This window comes from Flavobacterium aquidurense, from assembly GCF_002217195.1.
Lineage (GTDB): Bacteria > Bacteroidota > Bacteroidia > Flavobacteriales > Flavobacteriaceae > Flavobacterium > Flavobacterium frigidimaris.
In genome coordinates, this window is record NZ_MUGR01000009.1 from 74439 (window position 1) to 96194 (window position 21756).

Below are 21756 nucleotides of genomic sequence, written 5' to 3' on the forward strand. Positions count from 1 at the left end.
GCAGCTAAGCGTTTTGTTCATTATGCTCTTTTTATATTCTTTTACTTCTTTCTATCTGTAATGTTATCTTATATAAGGGAGTAAACTAAGAAGCGAAACGCCCTTTTAGCGTTCTCTGATACCTGCATTTTTTTCGCTTTTTGCAATTTTAACTTACCTGATAACCAATATTCTTAGATAACTGTTATAGTACCTTATCAGTATAACTATAAGTGCAAAGTAAAGTGTAGTCAGAAGGTTTCAAGAGGGGTAAATTGGAAAAAAAAGGAGGTCAAATTCGCAATTCATCTATTTTTAATCCATAAAATTACATAGTACATAAAAATAGTATTAATTTTTTAAACAAAGAATAATTGTCAAATTAACACATAAAATAATTAGCGTGATTAAAAGTCAGGTGACCAACACGAATTTCACCTACATAAAAGCCGAAAAGAATAGCTGTTGAAATAAAAATCAAACAATACATAAAAACTGCAGGCCAAAAAACAATCAGATTTAAAACCCATTATTTCTTAACCTGCAGTTTTTATTTAAGGAGACCAATAAAAAACACGATTGGACATACTGATAAAAAACAATTCTAATCCGCCGACTGTAATTCATTAAAATTCTATTACACAAGAAACATTGATCTCTATTTGCCTAAATTAAAAGAACCAATTGCGTTATTTAATAACATTTGTATCAGCGTTAAAAGAACTCTTATACTTTTTAATATACTCCGATGGGGTCATACCAAAAAGTTTTACAAATTGCTGCCTAAAGTACTTTGGATCCTCAAAACCCACCTCTGCACTTGCCTGAGTAATGTTAATATCTTCGGTCAACATTAACATCGCGGCTCTTCGAATCCGGACTGAACGAATAAAAGCATTTAAAGTCTGCCCTGAGATAATTTTAATTTTAGTATATAACGTTCTATGGCTCATCCCCATCTCCAGAGCGAAGTTTTTTATTGTAAAATCTCTTTTATGAATGTTTGATTCTACTATATCAATACATTTTTTTAGTATTTCCTGATATTCAACAGGAACTTTCTGAGTGTTTTCTTTAAGGGTTATACTGTCCAAAAAGTATTTACGTAAATTACTCCTGTTCCTTAAGAGCGATTCTACCCGCGCCACAAGCATATCGTCATCAAATGGTTTTGTAATATAATCGTCTGCTCCGTCACTTATTCCCTGAAGATGGGTTTCTGGATTCTTTGATGCTGTTAATAATATTACCGGAATATGAGACAAAGCGCTATTTTCTTTTATTTTTCGGCACAATTCAAGACCATCCATTTCCTCCATAGCAATATCACTTATTACTAAATCAGGCATGTGTTTCTTTGTCAATTTCAGACCTTCATCACCATTCTCTGCACTATAAACAATATAGGTTTCCGAAAATAATTTAATCAGATACGCTCTTATTTCTGCATTATCATCAATAATGAGAACAGTTCGTTTGTCTGTCAGCATTATTTTCTGAAAATCAGTTTCTGAAACAGCATTAGAGACTACATTATTCTCCTCCATTTCGTCCATTATAAGTTCATTAAACAATTGGCTTCTTTTTGGAGCCACTTTGGTAATTTCAATATCTCCAAAATGATTATTCCCTTTTAAAAATGTCAATTTAAAAGTACTTCCTTTTCCAGGCTCACTACTGCAGCTTACAGTTCCTTTGTGTTTGTCTACAAAATATTTCACAATATAAAGTCCGATTCCAAACCCTGTTCCTACCGATACTTTAGAATTGATTTGCCTGAATTTTTCGAATATCACATCAATATCCTTTTTCTCTATTCCGCCACCGGTATCCGATATTTCGAGTTCAACTTCCCTTTCATTTTCAGCAAGTCTAAGATGAATCTCTCCTCCAGCTGGCGTATATTTAAAGGCATTTGACATTAAATTAAATAACGAAATTTCAATTTTTTCATAATCTCCTATAATTTCAATATCATAATCAGGAATATTAAAAACGTAGTTGATGTTTTTATCTTTTGCCTGATTGACAAAACACTGATATACTTCATTGCAAAGGTTGTTGACATTAATAGTAGAAAGCCTGAGCGAATCTGCATCGTTTTCTGCTTTACGAAAAAGCAACAACTGATCTACCAGACTCAAAAGTCTTCGGGCATTTCGGTGCGCTATTGCCAAATCACTTCCCGAAGAACCATTCTGAACACTTTCTTTCTGAACTGCTTTTTTTAACGGATTTATAATCAGCGAAAGCGGCGTACGAAATTCGTGTGAGATGTAGGTAAACATCGAAGACTGTTTCTCTGCTATTTCTTTCTCTTTTTTGCTTTCCAGTTCGGCAATTTTCACTTTGTATTTTAGCTCTTCCTTGTTTTTATTGTACCTTATATACGCAAAAACAATTCCTACACCTGCCAGTAAATATAAGGTGTAAGCCCACCAGGTTCTGTACCAGGGCGGGAGAACAACAACCGTAATCAGGGTTTCTTCTTTATTCCAGCCGCCTTTAAAATTGGTGGTTTTTACTTTAAAATTATATTTTCCTTCCGGCAATCTCGAATAATTTGCTTTTCGGGTTTGCCCTGTATAATTCCATCGGTTGTCCCAGCCATCCAAATAGTAAGCATATTTGATTTTGTCGGCATTATTATAATCCAATGCTACAAACTCTATTGATAAAGTGGTTTGATCGTAAGGTAATTTTATCTTTTTGATTTTACCTGAATCCCATTGTGTAATGAGTTCATTTTTATTTTCTTCGACAGGCTGATTGTTGATATAAAGATTTGTCAGCAGCAGATTGTTTTTCTGATCAGAATCTTTAATAGCTTCAGGAAAGAAAATATTAAATCCGTTTATTCCTCCAAAGAGAAATTCTCCAGTAGACAATTTCAATCCCGCATTAAAACTAAACTGATTGCTCTGCAGCCCGTCACTTACAGAATAATTCCTGAATATTTTTCTTTTGTAATCAAATTTACAAACACCATTATAGGTACTCATCCATAAATTGCCTTGTTTATCTTCGAGTAATCTTAAAATTGTATTGGAAGGCAAACCGTCATTAGTAGTAAATCTTTTATATGTATTTATTTTGCGGTCAAACAATAACAATCCTCCTTCCTGGGTTCCCAGCCACAGGTTTTTATTTTTATCCTCCAAGACACACCTAATAGGAATTCCGATATTCATCTTACTATATTTCCCGGTCTTTTTTTCTATAACGAACAATGAGGTATAATTGCCTCCCCAAAGTTTACCATCACTGGTCTGTGTAAGACATTGTAAATTATCGATTGCTTTATCAAAGAGCACAAAAGCATTTTTAGTTCTGTCAAAAAGGTACAAGAAACCTTCATTAGTAGCACTCGCCCATATATCTCCCTGAGAATCCTTATAAACAAACCATATATTTTTCTCTGTTTGCTTTGTAACGGGATTATAACACGAAAAATACTTTATGGTGTTATTTGCCGGATTAATGCGATTGACACCTCCCGCCCAGGTCGACAGCCAAATTTCATTATTGGCATCTCTGATGATACTTGTAATAAAGTTGTTAGAAATTTTATTGGCTGTATTCGCAGTACTGCTATAAAGGGTATACTTGTTATTTTTTCTATCCCAATACTTCAGACCTGCTCCATCAGTACCAATCCATATATTTTTCTTTTCATCTTCACAAAATGACAAAATAAAATTTTCTGCAGGATCATTCGCTGCCATATATTTAATATGCTTAAAGTAATTAAGATTACTCCCTATCATGCTAATGCCTCCACGTAAAGTACCAATCCATTTGTTTCCGGCTACATCTTCATACAAACTCATGATCGAATTGCTTTTTAGAAGCTCATTATCTCTTGTAGAATTATATGCTGTGGCTTTTTTATCCTTTCCGGCAACTTTATAAATACCACAGCCATCTGTACTTAACCACAGTTCCCTTTTTTTATCTATAAAAATATGGGTAACGGCACATTTATCTAAAAAATAATTATCTGAAAGCAATCCGGATTTAGTATCAAACAAATAAAAACCTTCATCTGTTCCCAGCCAAAGATCCCCATCTGAAGAAAGCTTCATACATTTAACCCCAATTGATAAAGGAAACACAACCTTTAGTTTTTTCGAATCATAACTGTATTTGCCAATCCCGACATTTCGTACATACACCCAGCAAAACCCATTTACAACGGCATCTTCAAGAACTGCCGCATCATAATTATAGCTGACCACATTACTTTTGAATCCTTCCAGAGGTACACTCTTACCTGTAAACAAGCCGTTTTCAAAAACAATCAGGCCTAAGTTTTGTGAACCAACCAATATTCTGTCACTAGAAACGGCTCGTATCTGACGAATAATATCTTTTAAAACTTTTGGTTTACTACCGGGCACAACATATTGAACCGGATGAAATGTAGCATTGGTTTTATTATAAATACAGACTCCGTTAGAACCTCCAACCCAGATATTTTTTTTTGAATCTCCTTCGATATTCGAAATCGTATTAAACAACAATGATTTTTTATCATTAGGCCTGTTTCGGAAAACCTTAAAATCATATCCGTCATATCGATTTAGCCCGTCATAGGTGCCAAACCACATATAACCGTCGCTATCCTGAAACACTGAGTTTACCGAATTATTAGATAAACCATTGGACATATTAAGAAATTTAATTGGATAATCCTGGGAATAACCAATGGCAGCAAAACCTAATAAAAGTATCAGATGTAGAACAAAATTTTTCAAGATAAAATGCGTTTTTTAAACTTTGTTTAGAAAACACAATTATAAACTAATTTTATAGATTATTAACATAAATAACAAAACAAAAAATACATTTATTTATAATTTTATGTGTTTTTATTTTAAATCTTTACTTTCAACCAATAACTAAAAAGTAATACTTTTACGAAAGGACTACATTTTTAAGCAAAAATTCTTATTTAATTTTTCTCTGCTGACAATAAAAAAACTGCTAATGAAATTTCGATTTCCTTAGCAGTTTTTTCTTTTAAAATTCTAAATTAATATTACCCGCATTTCGACGATCCACAATCGCTGCAGGTAAGACAGCCTTCCTGATAAATAAGATTATCCGAATTACAATTGCTGCATTTTTGTCCCCGCGCTTCAGTTCCGTCAACGATATAACGTTTCAGGGCTCGCGATACACCATTTTTCCAGGTATTTATTGACTCGCTGTCTAATTGTAGACTGCCAATCAGCTCGACTACTTTATCAATTGGCATTCCGTGTCTTAATGTGCTTGATATCAGTTTGGCATAATTCCAATATTCCGGATTAAACTTATGCGAAAGCCCTTCGATAGTGGTTTTATAACCTCTGGTGTTTTTGTATTGAAAATCGTAACGGGTATTCCCGTCTTCGTTTTTATTCTTGATAATAAGTCCCTCTGATACCCAACGCGGAATAAGGATACCATCTTCATCGTCTACTAGACCTGTAAAAATTTCATAGGGTCTTCCTTCCAATACTCCGATAAAAGCGATCCATTTGTCTTTACTGTTCTGAAAACGAACGACATCAGCCTCTAAAACCTGAGGACGTTTGGTAGGAAAAATACTCGTTTGGGTTGCTGCAATTTCTTCTTTCTTTTCTGTATTGGCAATCAAAACTCCCGAGCGTGAACCATCACGATAAACGGTAACACCTTTACATCCGGCTTCCCATGCTTCCATATACAATTTATTCACCATTTCTTCCGGTGTTTCATTGGGTACATTTATCGTAACTGAAATCGAGTGATCGACCCATTTCTGGATTTTACCCTGCATTCTTACTTTGCTCAGCCAATCGATATCATTACTTGTCGCTTTATAATAAGGTGATTTTTGTACCAATACATCTATTTCTTCCTGACTGTAATTTTTTGAAGTGTCATATCCATTAACCAGCATCCACTCTTTGAATCGGTGATGAAATACTACATATTCTTCCCAGCTGTCTCCAATTTCATCGACAAAATCAATGCGCGCGTCTTTATCATTTGGATTTACTTTTCTTCTTCGTTTGTAAACCGGCAGAAAAACAGGCTCTATACCGGATGTTGTCTGGGTCATTAAACTTGTTGTTCCGGTTGGTGCGATTGTCAATAAAGCAATATTTCGGCGTCCGTATTTTTGCATTTGATCGTACAATTCACTGTCAGCCTCTTTTAACCTCAGTAAGAACGGATTATTTTTTTCTCTCTGAGTATCATAAATCCCAAACATCCCGCGTTGTTTCGCCAAATTTACAGATCCACGATAGGCTTCTATCGCAAGGGTCTTCTGTATCTTTTCAGCAAACAAAACGCCTTTCTCACTTCCGTAACGCAAACCTAATGCTGCAAGCATATCACCTTCGGCAGTAATCCCGATTCCGGTACGTCGTCCTTCATTTGCTTTATGTTTGATGTTTAACCAAAGATTTTTCTCGACTAATTTTACTTCTTCGCTTTCCGGATCCTGATTGATTTTTTCTAAAATGGCATCAATTTTCTCGAGTTCAAGATCAATAATATCATCCATTATTCTTTGGGCTGCCACAACGTGTTTTTTGAAAAGTTCAAAGTCAAAAGAAGCTTTTTTGGTAAACGGATCATTGACATACGAAAACAGGTTTATAGCCAGCAAACGACAGGAATCATAAGCACAAAGCGGGATTTCGCCACACGGATTTGTCGATAAGGTTTTATATCCTAAATCAGCATAACAATCCGGCAATGATTCATTTATAATGGTATCCCAGAATAAAATTCCGGGTTCTGCTGATTTCCAGGCATTATGAATAATTTTGTTCCAAAGTTCTTTTGCTTTAATTTCTTTAGAATATAATGGGGTATCACTAAATATGGGGTATTTTTGCTCGTATAAAGCATCTTCTTTTACTGCCTTCATAAACAAATCATCAATTCGTACAGAAACATTGGCTCCGGTAACTTTTCCCTGTTCCATTTTAGCATCAATAAAATCGGCGGCATCAGGATGATTTACAGATACTGAAAGCATAAGGGCGCCACGACGGCCATCCTGAGCCACTTCGCGTGTCGAATTGGAATAACGTTCCATAAAGGGTACCAATCCTGTAGAGGTCAATGCCGAATTTTTAACCGGCGAACCTTTTGGACGAATGTGCGACAAATCATGTCCTACTCCTCCTCTTCTTTTCATCAGCTGGACTTGTTCCTGATCTGTTTTCATGATTCCGCCATAGGAATCTGAATTGTCATTGCCTATCACAAAACAATTGGACAATGAGGCCACCTGAAACGGATTTCCAATACCTGTCATCGGGCTTCCCTGTGGCACCAGGTATTTAAAATCTTTGATCAGATCAAAAACTTCTTCTTCAGTAAACGGATCTGCATATTTATTTTCGATTCGCACAATTTCTGACGCAATACGACGGTGCATATCATCAGGTGATTTTTCGAAAATATTACCCTGAGAATCTTTAAGAGCGTACTTGCTTACCCAAACTGTTGCCGCTAGACTGTCTCCTTTAAAATATTCTAAAGAGGCCTGAATCGCTTCATCCTGAGTATAAATTGTTGTTGTATTATCTGTAGCTAATAATGTATCCATGGCTAGGGTCTTTTTGTAGTTTTTATGAGTGGTAAATTTAGAACCAAATAAACTCTAAAAAAAATGAAATGTAAAAAGTTTACAAAAATAAACATCTAATGAACTGAAAACAAATAGATTAAAAATTTACAAACACACAAAAGTTAACAAATAAATACATTATATTTTAAACATTAACAGAATTTATGATAAAAGTCATTGAATGATAAAAATCCAATTAATGCGTTAAACAAAAAGAAAAAAAGATAAAATTTCTTACTTATTGTAAACATTTGCTTTTTAATTAAGAGTTTTAGCCAATCACAACTTTTATTCTTTAGATTTATTTTGTTTCAAACAATAAAAAATACCCTCAACCAGCACTTCACTTTTTTGAGTGTATAATGAAATCTGCCTGAACTATTTTATATATTGCTGACCGTATTGATCAGTATGAGTTTTTTATTCTTACTTTCTAGAATACTTCTACAGGCCACCATCAACAAGGATAATATTCCAAATCCCATTCCTGCCCATGGAACATTGCTAATAGTACTTTGCGAAATAATCCAGCCTCCAACGGCCGTACCCAGAAATACACCCAGATTTCCGAAAGAAGTAGCTAAACTATTCGCAAATTCAAGAGATTTTGGAGCTGCAGAAATCATATAAGCTGATGCATTTAAAAAACAGGGCGCATAAAAGAATCCCCAAATTGCCACTAGCATTATAGTGATCCAGATGCTGTCTCCGGAATAAATAAGTATCACCGGAATAATTACGGTTCCCAAAAGAAAAAAAGCAACTGTTTTTGTGATGCTTTTCGTTAGCATTTTTCCGGAAAGCCAATTGGAGAAAACCCCTACAATGCCAAACAAAAGCAAAAGATAACTAATGGCTGCCATATCGACTTTTCTGGTTTTTATCAAATAGTCAGCAAAATAACTGTAAGTTGAAAACCAGGATGCTATCATAAAAAAATTCATGGCGGTACTTAAAACAAAGGACTTGTCTTTTAGAATTTTTATCTGGCTTCCATACGATTTTTTCTCCGGTATTTCTCCCCCTGGCATAATCCTGAAAATAGTAAATAAGGCTAATGCGCTAACTATTGCCTGAACAAAAAATGAAATCTGCCACGTAAAAATACTTGCTAAATAGGTCGCAAACGGTACCGTTGTCACCATTGCCAAAGCGATGCCGCCAAGAACGATTCCCATTAACTGATTCTCCTGACTTTTTTCTCCAGATGCAACGGCGGCTGCAATTGCTGTGGCGATATAAACCGGCTGCAGAAAAGCAGGTAACATCCGAACGATCATCAGAAGCCAAAAAGGCGGTGAAAACGCCGAAACAACTGTTGATAACAAAAAGATAAAAATAGTGGCGAGCATGATCTTTTTTCTGTCAAAGCCGGAAAACAGCAAGGTCATAAACGGGCCTGTAAGTGCAATAACCAATGCAAAAGCACTTAACAGATACGCCGCCTTATCGATTGTAATTCCGTAATAAACGGCGATTTGCGGTAAGATTCCAATAATCCCGAATTCTGTTGTTATGATACCAATCATTCCCAAACATCCCACGTAGGCGATTTTTTTATTTAGCTTCATTACTTTTTAGAGTTTAGAGATGAATAAATTATTTGGATGGTTTGTCCCTGAATGGGAATTCCCGTAAGTGTTATTGCCATAATAAGGGTAAAGGTGTATTGAAACATGTTTGTAATTATTTTAGGGTTGCAAAATTACACTCAGTACATTAAATTTGCATGGTAAACATCCCAATGTAGGGTACTAACAAAAAAGTAAGTAATGGCAAAAAGAAAAGAAAGTTCGACAAATTCAGAAAACAGAAACTATATCACAACCTGCGATCTTACCTATGCTGTTTGCCTTGTAGGCGGCAGATGGAAACTGTTGATATTATGCAAACTTGAAAAAGGAAAACTGAGATTTGGAGAATTAAGAAACCAAATATGCAACATTACAGAGCGCATGCTTACTTTGCAATTGCGCGAATTAGAACGAGACGGAATGGTAAAACGTACTGTTTATGCCGAAGTACCGCCCAGAGTAGAATACGAACTTACTGAAATTAGCCTGAAACTAGTACCAATCTGGGGCTTAATAAGCAATTGGGGAGCCGAACACAGAGAAACGATGCTTCAAAAAAATACTGCCGAAGCAGAAAACTTAATAGAACAGGAATAAAAGAAGCGAATCACTATAATGAAAAAACCACTCTAAAAGAGTGGCTTTTACTTCTTTGTTCTTCAAAAAGCAATAAAGGCTAAAATAGTTATGAAACTTTAGTCATTAATTCTTCAATTTTAGATGCTGAAATTATCGGATTTGCGCCCGGAGACGAAGCTACTAAAGCGCCTATTGCACAAGCAAAATCGATGGAGGACTGAGGATCTTTTCCTGTAAGTAATGAGGTGGTTAATGCTGCCAAAAATGAGTCGCCTGCTCCTACTGTATCGGCAACTTCTACAGGATAACCTTCGTTATCATAGAGTTTTCCTTCCCACAATAACAAAGCCCCGTGTTTTCCTTTGGTTACACATATCCCAGTTGCTTTTGTTTTGTCTGCAACAAAATGCATGTTCTCTTCTAAACTGGTAAAAGGGGAATGCATGGCCTGTGCAATTTCTAACAATTCTTCGTCATTGAACTTTATAAAATCAGCCGAATGCATTAATTGCTCTAAGATTTCATAGGAATAATGCGGCTTTCTTAAATTCACATCAAAAACCTTGTAGACATCTGTCTGCAGCAATTCTTCCAGAGATTTCCTGGAGACTTCGTCTCTGCAGACCAAACTTCCGTAAATTAAAACATCGGCATCAACTACAACTTTTTTTGCAAAATCATTCAATACAATTTTGTCCCAAGCCGACGGATAATTGATTTCGTACGTCGCAGAACCACGCTCGTTTAGTGTAACATTTACTAATCCTGTCGGGAAATTTTCTGACTGCATAATCGCATTGGTTTCAAGTCCCATACTTTTTACCTGATCGATTATGGCGTCTCCGTCTTCATCATTGCCTACACAACTGATCATGGCTACCTCGCAACCTAAAGTTTTCATTCGTAAAGCTACATTTAATGGTGCACCTCCGATCTTTTTTACCTGATCAAAAACATCCCAAAGTACTTCTCCGTAAGCTACAGCTTTAAGTTTTTTTCCGTTATTCATTCTAAAACTATTTTATATTAATGTTATTCCGGTTGAGCAATCTGAAGGATTAAAAAAAATAACCAACTCACCTTCAGACTGCTGCCGTTTATTATTGTCTCTTTAGAAAATAAATTTTCTTAAGTTACTGTAAGATACAACAATACTTTTCAACCCCTTTATTGTTTCACAAAAAATTAATAACCCGGATTTTGTTTGTACAATCCCTGGCTGAAATTAATTTGCTTTAACGGAATTGGACAATACTCTTCTTTATGCGCATCAAAAAAGGCATCCTGATAGTAAGTACGTTTTGTTTTTTCTTCTGTATAAAATTTATTCATCACTTCATCAGTTACACCCCAGCGAACCAAATCAAAGAAACGATTCCCTTCCATAGCCAGTTCTAAACGACGCTCCCAACGCAAAGCTTTACGGGCAAAATCCTGTGTCCAGTTGCAATTGTTTCCGTCAACATAAGTATTGATTTTAAAGTTTTTTGCATACGGAAGTCTTCCTGTACTTTGCGCAGCACGTTCTCTGATCTGATTGATTAATGGCAAGGCTTCTGATTGTCTTCCTAATTCAATCAAAGCTTCGGCGCGCATCAAAATTACATCGGCATAACGAATCTGAATTCTGTTTTTTGAGTTTCCGTAAAACGGATCAATATTGACTACACAACTACAGCTTGGGGCTACATTTTCTTTCAATGAAGCAAAATATCCGTACGTTCCCGGAGATCGTACCCAAGCTTCAACATAAAGAAATTCCGGGTCGTATTTATAAGGCAAGCCCGGCATGGCAACGGTATGATATAATCTTGGATCAACCGTATTGGCGTCTCTGTTTTTATAATCGAAATCCTGATTGTTGTAGGTATCAAATTCAGGTAAACCATTAGCTCCCGTTTTAAAAGCGTTTACTAAATTTTGGCTCGGTTTATGAAAATCACAACATCCTAAGCCTTGCGGAGTAGAAAGTACATCTGAAAAATTTAATCTTCCGTATAAGGTTCCGTCATTGTCTGAGAATTGAATGGAAAAAATAGATTCTGTTCCGTTCTCAAAAGTTCCCGGCAGGAAGTTATTGGCAAAATCAGGCTCTAAACTTGCTTTTCCAATTACTTTATCGGTTGCCGTAATTACTTCTTGTAAATGCTGCTGATTGATTCCGGTAACCTTATAGGTTTCGTCTTGTGTATACGCCTGATACAAACGTGTTTTGGCCAGATAAGCATAAGCGGCTTTTTGAGTGGTACGCCCTACTTGTGGCTGTGTTTCCGGCAAAGCATCAGCTGCAGCCTGAAAATCTTCGGCAATTTTGTTCCAAAGGTCTTCGTTTGAAAGTGCTTTATTAGAGATCGTTTTGTAATTCTCAACCGCAATATCTTCTGTGATATAAGGAACATTTCTGAACATAATTTTCAGCATAAAGTAGAAATGCCCTCTTAAGAAACGCATTTCGGCTATACGTGTTTTTTTCAACGGAAAATCAGCTTCTGATATTTGCTCTAAGGCTTTCAAGGCTTTATTTGCTCTGGAAACCCCAACATAACTGATATACCAGAAATTGTCTAACTCACCAAAATCAGGTCGGATATTATTGGAAACTTCAAAGAAGTGAAAATCCTGAAGATCATTAGTTCCGCTTCCGCCCTTGTAAGCATCATCAGAACGCACATTCCCAAAAGGCCATAAACTGTATGGTGAATCATAATGATCGTTCCCTAATTGTGCGTAGGCCGCATTCATAAATCCTTCTACTGACTGCGGTGTGACAATATCTTCTTCTGAGAGTACGCCACGAGGGTCATTTTCCAGAAAATCAGAACAGGAACCCAACATTCCAAGTACTAAAAAAGCTGTTATATATAGTATTTTTTTCATTTTTTTCGATTTAAACTTTTATTATAATGTAAAATTAAGACCGGCTGTAAAAGTCGTGGGCTGCGGATATCCAAATCCTGCATTTTCAGGATCTACACCAGTAAAACTCTTAGCATCAATGATTAGTAAATTTTGTCCACTGATGTACAATCTAAAGCTATCAAAATTCATTTTTTTCAATAAATCTTTTGGCAAACTGTATCCTATCTGCAATACACGAAGTTTAAGATAGTTTCCGTTTTCTACATAATAAGTCGAAAATCTTGATTCTGCATTTCTGTCTACAGTCGTTAAGGCAGGAATAGTAGAATTTGGATTATCCACAGACCAGGCATTTAATAAACGTGTTCCTTTATTCGAACCTACATCATCAACACTCCAGAAATCAGTTTGGTATTTGGTATTATTAATGACATCAACATCACTTGCTCCTTCCCAGAAAGTGCTGAAATCCCAGTTTTTATACCCTAATCCTAAATTAAATCCATAAGTCAATCCCGGATTTGGATTTCCTATCCACGTACGGTCTTTATCTGTAATTACTCCATCTCCGTTTAAATCTTTGTAGCGAATTCTTCCAAGGCCTTTTCCTTCCTGAGTGGCCGAGTTGTCTACTTCGCCCTGACTTTTAAAGAGTCCGTCAGTTACATAACCATACATTGAATTAAATGGACGCCCCAGGATATTATCATCAAGTCCGTCTCCTCCGTAGTTATTTCGTACTTCATCGGGCAATTTTGTCACCTTGTTTTTATTGGCAGAAACATTTGCAGAGATATCATATTTAAGTCCAAATGAAGTTTCGTCATGGTATCCTAAACTAACTTCCCAGCCTTCATTCTGCATCGAAGCGCCGTTTACCCAGCGATTTCCACCTTCTCCAATTACACCCAGATAGGCAGGTAAAACCAGAATATCATCTGTTTTTTTGATATAATAATCTACCGAACCGCTTAGTTTTTGTTTGAATAATCCAAAGTCCAAACCTATATTGGTTTGTGTGGTGGTTTCCCATTTTAAATCATCGTTTCCGGACTGAGTTGCAATGAAACCTGAGGGAAGCAAACCGTTTCCGTTTCCTGCAATATCATAAGCCGTTCCGTAAGAAGTTGCCCAGGTCGGACTTCCGCCTGCATAACTGGCCAAATACAAACTGTATACAGCGGTATTACTGATTTCCTGATTTCCGGTTTGTCCCCAGCCTGCTCTTAATTTTAAATCAGAGAAAACGGGCGCATTATTTTTGATGAAGTTTTCATTGCTGATTCTCCATCCTGCCGAAACTGCCGGAAAGGTTCCAAATTGATTGTTTTTACCAAAACGGGACGATCCGTCACGGCGAATGGTACCGGAAAGCAAGTAACGATTATCAAACTCATAATCCACTTTTCCAAAATACGACAGCAAAGAATAAGTTGTTGAAGTTCCGCTTGTAAACGATTCTCCTGTTCCTGCATCAGGATACATATAATCCGGTGTTTCGATAAGGAAATCATTTTTACGCAAAGTTGTCGTATCATAAACATCTTTGTACATCTCTGTTCCTGCCATCAAATTCAGATTACTTTTTCCGAAATTCAAACTATAAATGGCCGTATTGGTCCAGGTCCATTTATCACTCACCGACTGATCAATGGTTACCGAGGTCTGATCATTTTGTAAATAACCGGATTGGTAACTTCTTTGCAGTGTACGTTTTTTATAAGATCCGTAATCGATACCAAAACTACTTTTGATATGTAAGTTTTTAATGATTTCAAGATCGGCATACATATTTCCGAAAAGACGCAAATAATCGTACTTATTGTCTTTGTTGTAAGCCAAAAGACGAACCGGATTTTGCCTGTCGTTCATTCCCCCTACTGGTCCTCCCCAACCTTTTCCATCAACAGTATGTACCGGAATTATAGGCAAAGCGCGAAGTGCAGGATCCAGAACTCCGGGATCTGTAACTTCATTGGTACGGGTCATCGAGAAGTTTTCTCCAATTACCAGTTTCCCGTCAAAATATTTATAAGAACCATTCATACGGGCCGAAATTCTCTGGAAATCTGTCGTTTTTACAACGCCTTCATTTCCATAATACCCCAAAGAAAAAACATAACTTCCTTTGTCTGATGCATTAGAAACTGATAAGTCATACGAATTTGCGATTCCGGTTTGTGAGACAGCATCGTACCAATCTGTATCTGAAGCTTTCAAGGTCTGATTCGCATCTAAATATTCAGGAATCAAAACTTTGTTCAATTGTGGTTTGTTGTTGTTTACAGACCAGTCAAACTGATAACGCAAATTATTGTTGTTAGGGTTCAAGCCGTCGTTAATATTGGCCTGCCATAAAGCCTGCCCAAACTGATCGGCATTTAATACTTCCTGTTTTCTGGAATAATCTGAAAAAGAAGTATAAGTGCTGAAATTGATTCTCATTTTACCTTCTTTTCCTTTTTTGGTCGTGATGATAATAACTCCATTTGAAGCTCGGGAGCCATAAATACTGGCAGAAGAAGCATCTTTTAAAACCTGAATTGATTCAATATCATTTGGGTTTAGTTCGTGCATTCCGGATTTTGTTGGCATTCCGTCAATTACATAAAGAGGATCTGTGTTGTTTAAAGTTCCAATTCCACGAATCACAACTTTTGTATTGGCTCCGCTTGGAGAACCATCAGACGAAACTTTTACCCCGGCCACTCTTCCCTGCAGCGCTTTTATTGGGTTGGGTTCGGGTTGTGTCATGACTTCCTTCATGTTTACAACGGCCACGGCTCCTGTAATATCTGTTTTCTTTTGTTTTGAATATCCGGTCACAACAACTTCATTGAGTTGATTGTTATCTACTTTTAAAGTAATATTGAATGTTTTTTGTCCTTTTACTTCAATCGATTGTGGACTGTACCCTATAAATGAAATTACAATCTTGGCATCTGAAGTTACCTCTTGAAAAGAAAAATTTCCATCAAAATCTGTTACTGTACTGGTATTGGTTCCGGCAATAAGTACCGTTGCTCCGGGAAGCGGCATTCCGTCGTCTGAGGAAATTACTGTTCCCTTAATCCCTGTTTCCTGTGCCGTCATAACCAGCATTGGAAAGAAGAAAAATAGAAAATAAATGAGTTTGGTTTTCATAGTTAGTGGTTTTGGTTTTAAGGTTAGTTTATATTTAATTGGTTAATCTCTAAGTCATTCAGCTCAACTCCATTTTTTGAAGAAACGGAAAGAGCGGTATACGGCTGGTTGGGGAAAAAGATTTCAGTAATTACTTTTTCGCCGTTATTGTAAAATATCTCAATGGATGTTTTGTCCAGAATGATTTTAAAAGTCCCTTCTTTCTGACTTCCGTCTAAAGGTGCTTTGGTAATTGTTGAGGCAAATTTTTCTGAGAAGTCAATTTTTCCAGATTTCAAGCGATCCACAAATAAATAATGATCTGTATTATTGATTCCAAAGCTCACCGCTTCTCCATTTGCATTTGAAAGAGTAAAAGTGTACGTATCCTGTTTAAGATTCCTGATATTAAAATGAAGCATTGCCTTTGTCAAATCAATTTTTCCTGCTTCAGCTACAGCTAATTTTCCTTTTCCTTTCAGGCTTTTTACTTTGATTGTTTTAGCAATGTATTTATTGATTTCTTTTACAGGATTATTGATCAAAACATAATCATTCCCTTTTTTGATTACCTGAAGTTCACGCGCAATTGTCGTACTGCTTCTCCATGCCGTTGTAGGAACTTCTTGGGCATAATCCCAATTCGACATCCAGCCAATAAATAAACGGCGGCCGTCTGCAGCAGGAACATTATTCCAGGTAACTCCCGCATAATTATCTTTGCCGTAATCCAGCCAGACTGCTTTTTCCTGTTCTACTTTGTTGGCAAAATTGACATCTAAAGTAAACGTGGTTCCGTCAAAATCTCCAATAAAATATTGTGTTCCTGAACCTCCGTTCGCGCCGCCCGGATTTAAATTCTGAATCAAAACCCATTTGGTTTCATTGGTACCTTCCACTTTTATCTCAAAGAAATCAGGACATTCCCAAACACCTCCATGAGCGCCAATGTTTTTCCCGAATTCAGATAAATATTTCCAGTTTTTAAGATCCTTAGAGGCATAAAACTGGGTTCTGTCCTGTGCTGCCAACGACATGATCCATTGTTTATGCGTTTCATCCCAGTTGACTTTTGGATCACGAAAATCACGAATTCCGGGATTTTTAATGACAGGATTTCCTTGTTCAAATTTCTGCCATGTAAAACCATTGTCATTCGAATACGCGATATCCTGCTGCTCTACATCAATCTTTCCTTCTTTTTCTTTGGTCATATCATGCAGCGTGTAAATCGCCACAATAGGAGCCGTTTTTCCGGTACCTAAACCTGATGTATTATGTGTATCAACAACAGCGCTTCCTGAAAAAATATATTTGTCTTTGTCCGGGTAAAGCGCGATTGGCTGCTCTTCCCATTGAATTAAATCTTTACTAATGGCATGTCCCCAGTGCATGGGGCCCCAAACACTTTTCTCCGGATAATGCTGATAATACAAATGATAATAGCCATTAGCATAGAACATTCCGTTAGGATCATTCATCCAGCCTTTTTTAGGTGTAAAATGAAAATTGGGACGGTACATTTTTTCTTCTGTAGTCATGGATGCTGAAACGGTAGTTGTTTGTGCAACAGCCGAATAAGGTTTAAAAGCGCCTATTGATAATAATACGGCACTATACAATGCCAGGGGCAGATGTTTCTTTGATGTCATTTTTTTTGATATTTTTTTTGGTTAGATTTTCACTCAATACTTCTAAAGAAATTCCTTTAGTTTCAGGCATTATAAAAATTACGAAGAGTAACTGCAGCACCATCATCAATGCAAAAATTAAGAATACGACTTCAGGTCCGATTTCTGAAAAAAGCATAGGAATCAAGGACGGAATAATGGCCGCTAAAACCCAGTGTACAGAACTTCCAAAGGCTTGCCCCGACGCACGGATATGGTTCGGGAAAATTTCTGAGATAAAAACCCAGATCACAGCTCCCTGACCAATGGCATGTGAAGCGATAAATAAGAAAAGGAAAATAGGCACCGATAATCCTCCCCAATTGTAGAAAAACGAAGCAGAAACTAATCCTAAGGAAATAATATATCCAATTGAACCAATGTACATCAACAACTTTCTTCCTAATTTGTCAATTAATGCAACTCCGATTAAAGTAAATATAAGGTTTGTAATTCCAATGCCGATACTGCTCAATAAAGCAGTATTTTGCCCTAAACCTGCTTCTTCAAAAATTCTCGGTGCATAATATAAAAAGGCATTGATTCCGGAGAACTGATTGAAAAAGGCAATTAAAAAGGCCAGCATTAACGGAAAACGGTATTTTTTCATGAAGATATTTTCATGCTTTGTAACTCCGTTTTCTCTCGAATCATCCATAATAGATGCAAGATCTGCAGTGGGATCAATCTGAAACAAGACTTTACGGGCTTCTTCATCACGGTTTTTAGACAATAACCATCTTGGACTTTCCGGTATGGTAAGGATAAAGAGAATATAAATAAGAGACGGAAAAGCCTGAACTCCGACCATCCAGCGCCAGGCATTTTCTCCGATATCCTTTAAAAAGAAATTGGATATAAAAGCAATTAAAATTCCCAAAACAATATTGAACTGATATAAAGCTACCAAACGTCCGCGTTTGTCTGCCGGGGCGATTTCTGAAACATAAGCCGGAGCAGCAATAGTTGACGCGCCAACTCCTAAACCTCCAATAAACCTGAAAGCAGCAAATACATAAGGATCATTTGCAAAAGCGGCACCAATGGCTGAAATGAAATATAAAATCCCGATCCAGAATAATGTCTTTTTACGACCTATTTTATTGGTTGGGATTCCTCCAAAAATGGCTCCTATAACAGTTCCCCAAAGTGCCATTGCCATAACAACAGATCCATGAAAAGCATCAGATGAATGCCATAGAAGCTGCAATTGTTTATCAGCTCCAGAAATAACTACGGTATCAAAACCGAATAGAAAACCTGCCAGTGCAGCAGTAACAGACCAAATCAATATCTTGTTCATTGTAGATGTATTAAAAACTTATCGCTAAGATATCCGCAAAAAAAACAACTTATTTTTAATGATGTTACAATTTAATTCCTTAAATATTGATAGTTTGACATTTCAACATCAACAAGCTTATTTACAAGGCTTTACGCTTATTGAAATTTAATTACGAAAACCATGTAGTTTCGATTTTGTTACATTGGGTACAAAATTGATACATAAAACCAAACACTTTTATATCAATTAGAATTTGATGTTTTGTATTCTTTAGGAGAAATTCCAAATTTATTCTTAAAAGCAGTAGAAAAATAATTGGGAGAAGAGAATCCAAGTGAGTACGCAATCTCAGAAATATTCATCTGATTGGACTTTAAAAGCTCAGCGGCTTTCTCTAATTTGACATTATTGATATGATCACTAATATTGATACCAATAATTGCTTTTACTTTTCGGTACAGCTGAACTCTTGAAACTCCAAGCTTGTCGGCTAAATCCTCGACAGAAAATTTAGGGTTTTCAACATTCTTCTTAATAATATCATTCATCTTGGTAATGAAAGTCTGTTCCTGATTGCCAAATTTGGACTCAGGTTCAACACGGTAAATATTATTGGTGTAATAATAACGAAGTTTCTCTCTGTTGAAAAGCAAGCTCGAAATAGATTGTTTTAAGATCGAAAGGCTAAAGGGTTTTGTCAAATATTGGTCGACTCCGCTCTGCAATCCTTTTAATACCGATTCTTTGTTGCTTTGCGCTGTTAGAATAATAATAGGAATATGGGAAGAGCGCAGATCTTTTTTTAATTCTTTACTAATTTCATAACCATCTTTGTCTACTAAATTGATATCGCAAATAATGATATCGGGAACAATTTCCATTGCTTTTTCAATAGCATCACTGCCGTCAGAAGCGTACACCATATATTCACCGGATAATTTTGCTTTTAAAAATGAGACCAGATCAATATTGTCTTCTATGATCAAAAGGGAATGTTTCTCTGATTCAGCAATGGTGTTTACTTCTTTAAAATCAGGTTCTATATCTAAATTATCTGTTATTAGATTTGGAGTTATATTGAGATTTTCTCTTTGATTTACAATCTCTGAAGGCTGCAAATGACTGTTTCCTTTTAATAAAGTAATGACGAACTCACTTCCCTGTTTTGATTTGAGTTCGATCGTGCCGTGATGCAAAAGCACAAACTCTTTAGACAAATGAAGTCCAATTCCTGAACTGTTTTTATTATTGTTTGAAGCTTTAAAAAATGGGCTGAACACGTTGGACAATTCATTCTCCGGAATTCCAATTCCGGAATCCTTAAAGTTTATTTTTACTGTATTGTCCTGATTTTCGAGAATCGTAATGGTTATTTTTCCGTTATCCGGCGTAAATTTAAAAGCATTGGAAAGCAGGTTGAAATAGACTTTATCCATGAGGCCTCTATCGATAAACAACTCCAGGTTTTTATTTTTCATCGTCAGCTGAAAATCGATGTTTCTGCGGGCAGCTTCACCTTTAAAATTGGTCATCACCTCATTGGTAAAATCATAAATCTTAGTACTGGAAGCTCTTAGCGTAAATTTTTGCTCTTCTATTTTTCTAAAATCCAGCAGCTGATTTATTAATCGCAGTAATCTGTTCGAGTTTTTATGAATGAGTTTTACCTCGTCAATAAGCGCGGTTCCTTTTATTTTTTCATTTTCGATCAGGGATTCCACATAACTCATAATCAGCGTTATTGGAGTTTTAAATTCATGGGAAAGTCCGGTAAAGAAATTCAGTTTGGCTTCATTGCTTTTCGCTGCAATCTTTGCCATTTCCTGTATTTCATTATTTTGATCGATTACGGTTTGATTGATACTTTCAAGCTGTTTTTTCTTTCTCGAAATAGAAATCGTCGAATAAATACTGTAAATGGTCAGACTCAAAATAATCACTAAGAAGAAACTCAGCAAACGTACCAGATTGTTCTGAGAAGCATATTCTCTTTCCTGAACCTTTATCGCTCCCTGCTGCGACTCTATCACCGTTTGCTGCTGATCGACTTTATCCATTTGGTTTTCGATAATCTCAGCATTATTATGGTCGATCACAATGGTATTGAGGATATTGTTTTTAGAAATGGGTTCTTTATGGTACATTTTCAAAGCCAGTTTCAAAGCTTCATTTCCTCCGGTAGGATATAAAATGGTTCCGTCTAAAACACCGCTTTTAACCAGTTCAATCCCGCCATTGACAGAATTTAATCCGTCTACACCTAAAAATTTAATTTTATTCTCTAATCCAACTGTCTTTGCCGTTTCCCAGGCGCTCAATGCCATTCGATCGTTATGGGCAAAAATATATTCGACATCAGGATTTTGTAAAAGAATTGTTTTTAAGGGCGCATTAACAGATTCTTTTTCCCAATTGCCGTGAATGGTATTGACAACTGTAAAACGTTTATTGCCTTTAATGATCTGATCAAATCCCAGACTGCGTTCGTAGGCCGGCGAAGAACCGTTTGCGCCTGTAATTTCAACGATTTTACCTGAACCTTTACTGTGCGAAATGATATATCGGGCGGCAATTCTTCCAATTTCAATATTATCCGCTCCAAGATAAGCCGTGTAATTTTCGCCATCGATCTTACGGTCTACTACAAGAACCGGAATTCCGGCTTTGATCGACTTCTCTACAACTGCAGTTAAGGGTTTGGACTGGATTGGAGATACAATAATCACATCTGCTTTATTGGCTATAAATCGCTCTATATCTTCGATTTGTTTATTGACATTGTTATTGGCGTCGCTGATTTTTAAATCGACTTCAGGTCTGAGCGAAGCTTCAATTTTTATCGAACTGGTCATTTGTTTGCGCCAATCGTCTGTGGTCATCGCTTGCGAAAAACCAACTTTTATTTTATCTCCCTGTTTTTGACTGCACGAAACTAAACTTAATGATGCTAAAAATAGCAGCAAAATATATTTTACAAATGGATACATGAAATTATGAGTTTATGTAAATGAAAATGAGTTTTCAAAAAAAATACCTTACTGAACCAACAACTTGCCAAAATAATTAGGA

At 36.4% G+C, this 21756-nt stretch carries 10 protein-coding genes; 1 reads left to right on the forward strand and 9 read right to left on the reverse strand.

Features of this window, described 5'->3' with window-relative positions; translation table 11 throughout:
• Positions 1–668: 668 nt before the first annotated feature.
• The 3 genes from B0A67_RS05780 to B0A67_RS05790 all read right to left on the reverse strand — a co-directional run bounded on the left by B0A67_RS05780 (position 669) and on the right by B0A67_RS05790 (position 9168).
• Positions 669–4736, reverse strand: a complete 4068-nt coding sequence (locus B0A67_RS05780; RefSeq protein ID WP_072962149.1) for a two-component regulator propeller domain-containing protein — start codon at positions 4734–4736, stop codon at positions 669–671.
• 284 nt (positions 4737–5020) lie between these two features.
• Positions 5021–7576 (reverse strand): adenosylcobalamin-dependent ribonucleoside-diphosphate reductase, encoded by a 2556-nt coding sequence (locus tag B0A67_RS05785; RefSeq protein WP_072962152.1) that lies wholly within the window; start codon positions 7574–7576, stop codon positions 5021–5023.
• Positions 7577–7980: 404 nt separating this feature from the next.
• Positions 7981–9168, reverse strand: coding sequence for an MFS transporter (locus tag B0A67_RS05790; protein ID WP_072962155.1), 1188 nt, complete (start codon positions 9166–9168; stop codon positions 7981–7983).
• Between the two features lie 201 nt (positions 9169–9369).
• Between B0A67_RS05790 and B0A67_RS05795 the strand changes: the two genes are divergently transcribed.
• Positions 9370–9768: a winged helix-turn-helix transcriptional regulator gene (locus tag B0A67_RS05795; protein ID WP_072962158.1), complete on the forward strand. Its 399-nt coding sequence runs from the start codon at positions 9370–9372 to the stop codon at positions 9766–9768.
• Positions 9769–9856: 88 nt separating this feature from the next.
• Here the strand turns inward: B0A67_RS05795 and B0A67_RS05800 are convergent, their stop codons facing one another.
• The 6 genes from B0A67_RS05800 to B0A67_RS05825 all read right to left on the reverse strand — a co-directional run bounded on the left by B0A67_RS05800 (position 9857) and on the right by B0A67_RS05825 (position 21674).
• A complete protein-coding gene (locus tag B0A67_RS05800) occupies positions 9857–10759 on the reverse strand; it encodes a carbohydrate kinase family protein (protein ID WP_072962160.1) in 903 nt (300 codons plus the stop codon).
• A 176-nt stretch (positions 10760–10935) separates the two neighbouring features.
• Positions 10936–12627: a RagB/SusD family nutrient uptake outer membrane protein gene (locus tag B0A67_RS05805; protein ID WP_072962163.1), complete on the reverse strand. Its 1692-nt coding sequence runs from the start codon at positions 12625–12627 to the stop codon at positions 10936–10938.
• Between the two features lie 21 nt (positions 12628–12648).
• The gene (locus tag B0A67_RS05810; protein WP_072962167.1) at positions 12649–15753 is read right to left on the reverse strand and encodes a SusC/RagA family TonB-linked outer membrane protein; all 3105 of its coding nucleotides are present in this window, start codon (positions 15751–15753) and stop codon (positions 12649–12651) included.
• Positions 15754–15776: 23 nt separating this feature from the next.
• Positions 15777–17384 carry a glycoside hydrolase family 32 protein gene (locus B0A67_RS05815; protein WP_072962170.1) on the reverse strand — a complete coding sequence of 536 codons (1608 nt, stop codon included), beginning with the start codon at positions 17382–17384 and terminating at the stop codon, positions 15777–15779.
• Positions 17347–18705 (reverse strand): sugar porter family MFS transporter, encoded by a 1359-nt coding sequence (locus tag B0A67_RS05820; RefSeq protein ID WP_072962173.1) that lies wholly within the window; start codon positions 18703–18705, stop codon positions 17347–17349. The genes B0A67_RS05815 and B0A67_RS05820 overlap by 38 nt, the downstream gene beginning before the upstream one ends.
• A gap of 224 nt (positions 18706–18929) precedes the next feature.
• Positions 18930–21674, reverse strand: coding sequence for a substrate-binding domain-containing protein (locus tag B0A67_RS05825; protein WP_072962176.1), 2745 nt, complete (start codon positions 21672–21674; stop codon positions 18930–18932).
• Positions 21675–21756: the final 82 nt, after the last annotated feature.

What these genes read in the sequence shown, in the direction of transcription:
- B0A67_RS05785 (WP_072962152.1), bottom strand. Translation starts at nt 7,576, where the DNA reads ATGGATACATTATTAGCTACAGATAATACAACAACAATTTATACTCAG.
- B0A67_RS05790 (WP_072962155.1), bottom strand. Translation starts at nt 9,168, where the DNA reads ATGAAGCTAAATAAAAAAATCGCCTACGTGGGATGTTTGGGAATGATT.
- B0A67_RS05795 (WP_072962158.1), top strand. Translation starts at nt 9,370, where the DNA reads ATGGCAAAAAGAAAAGAAAGTTCGACAAATTCAGAAAACAGAAACTAT.
- B0A67_RS05800 (WP_072962160.1), bottom strand. Translation starts at nt 10,759, where the DNA reads ATGAATAACGGAAAAAAACTTAAAGCTGTAGCTTACGGAGAAGTACTT.
- B0A67_RS05805 (WP_072962163.1), bottom strand. Translation starts at nt 12,627, where the DNA reads ATGAAAAAAATACTATATATAACAGCTTTTTTAGTACTTGGAATGTTG.
- B0A67_RS05810 (WP_072962167.1), bottom strand. Translation starts at nt 15,753, where the DNA reads ATGAAAACCAAACTCATTTATTTTCTATTTTTCTTCTTTCCAATGCTG.
- B0A67_RS05815 (WP_072962170.1), bottom strand. Translation starts at nt 17,384, where the DNA reads ATGACATCAAAGAAACATCTGCCCCTGGCATTGTATAGTGCCGTATTA.
- B0A67_RS05820 (WP_072962173.1), bottom strand. Translation starts at nt 18,705, where the DNA reads ATGAACAAGATATTGATTTGGTCTGTTACTGCTGCACTGGCAGGTTTT.
- B0A67_RS05825 (WP_072962176.1), bottom strand. Translation starts at nt 21,674, where the DNA reads ATGTATCCATTTGTAAAATATATTTTGCTGCTATTTTTAGCATCATTA.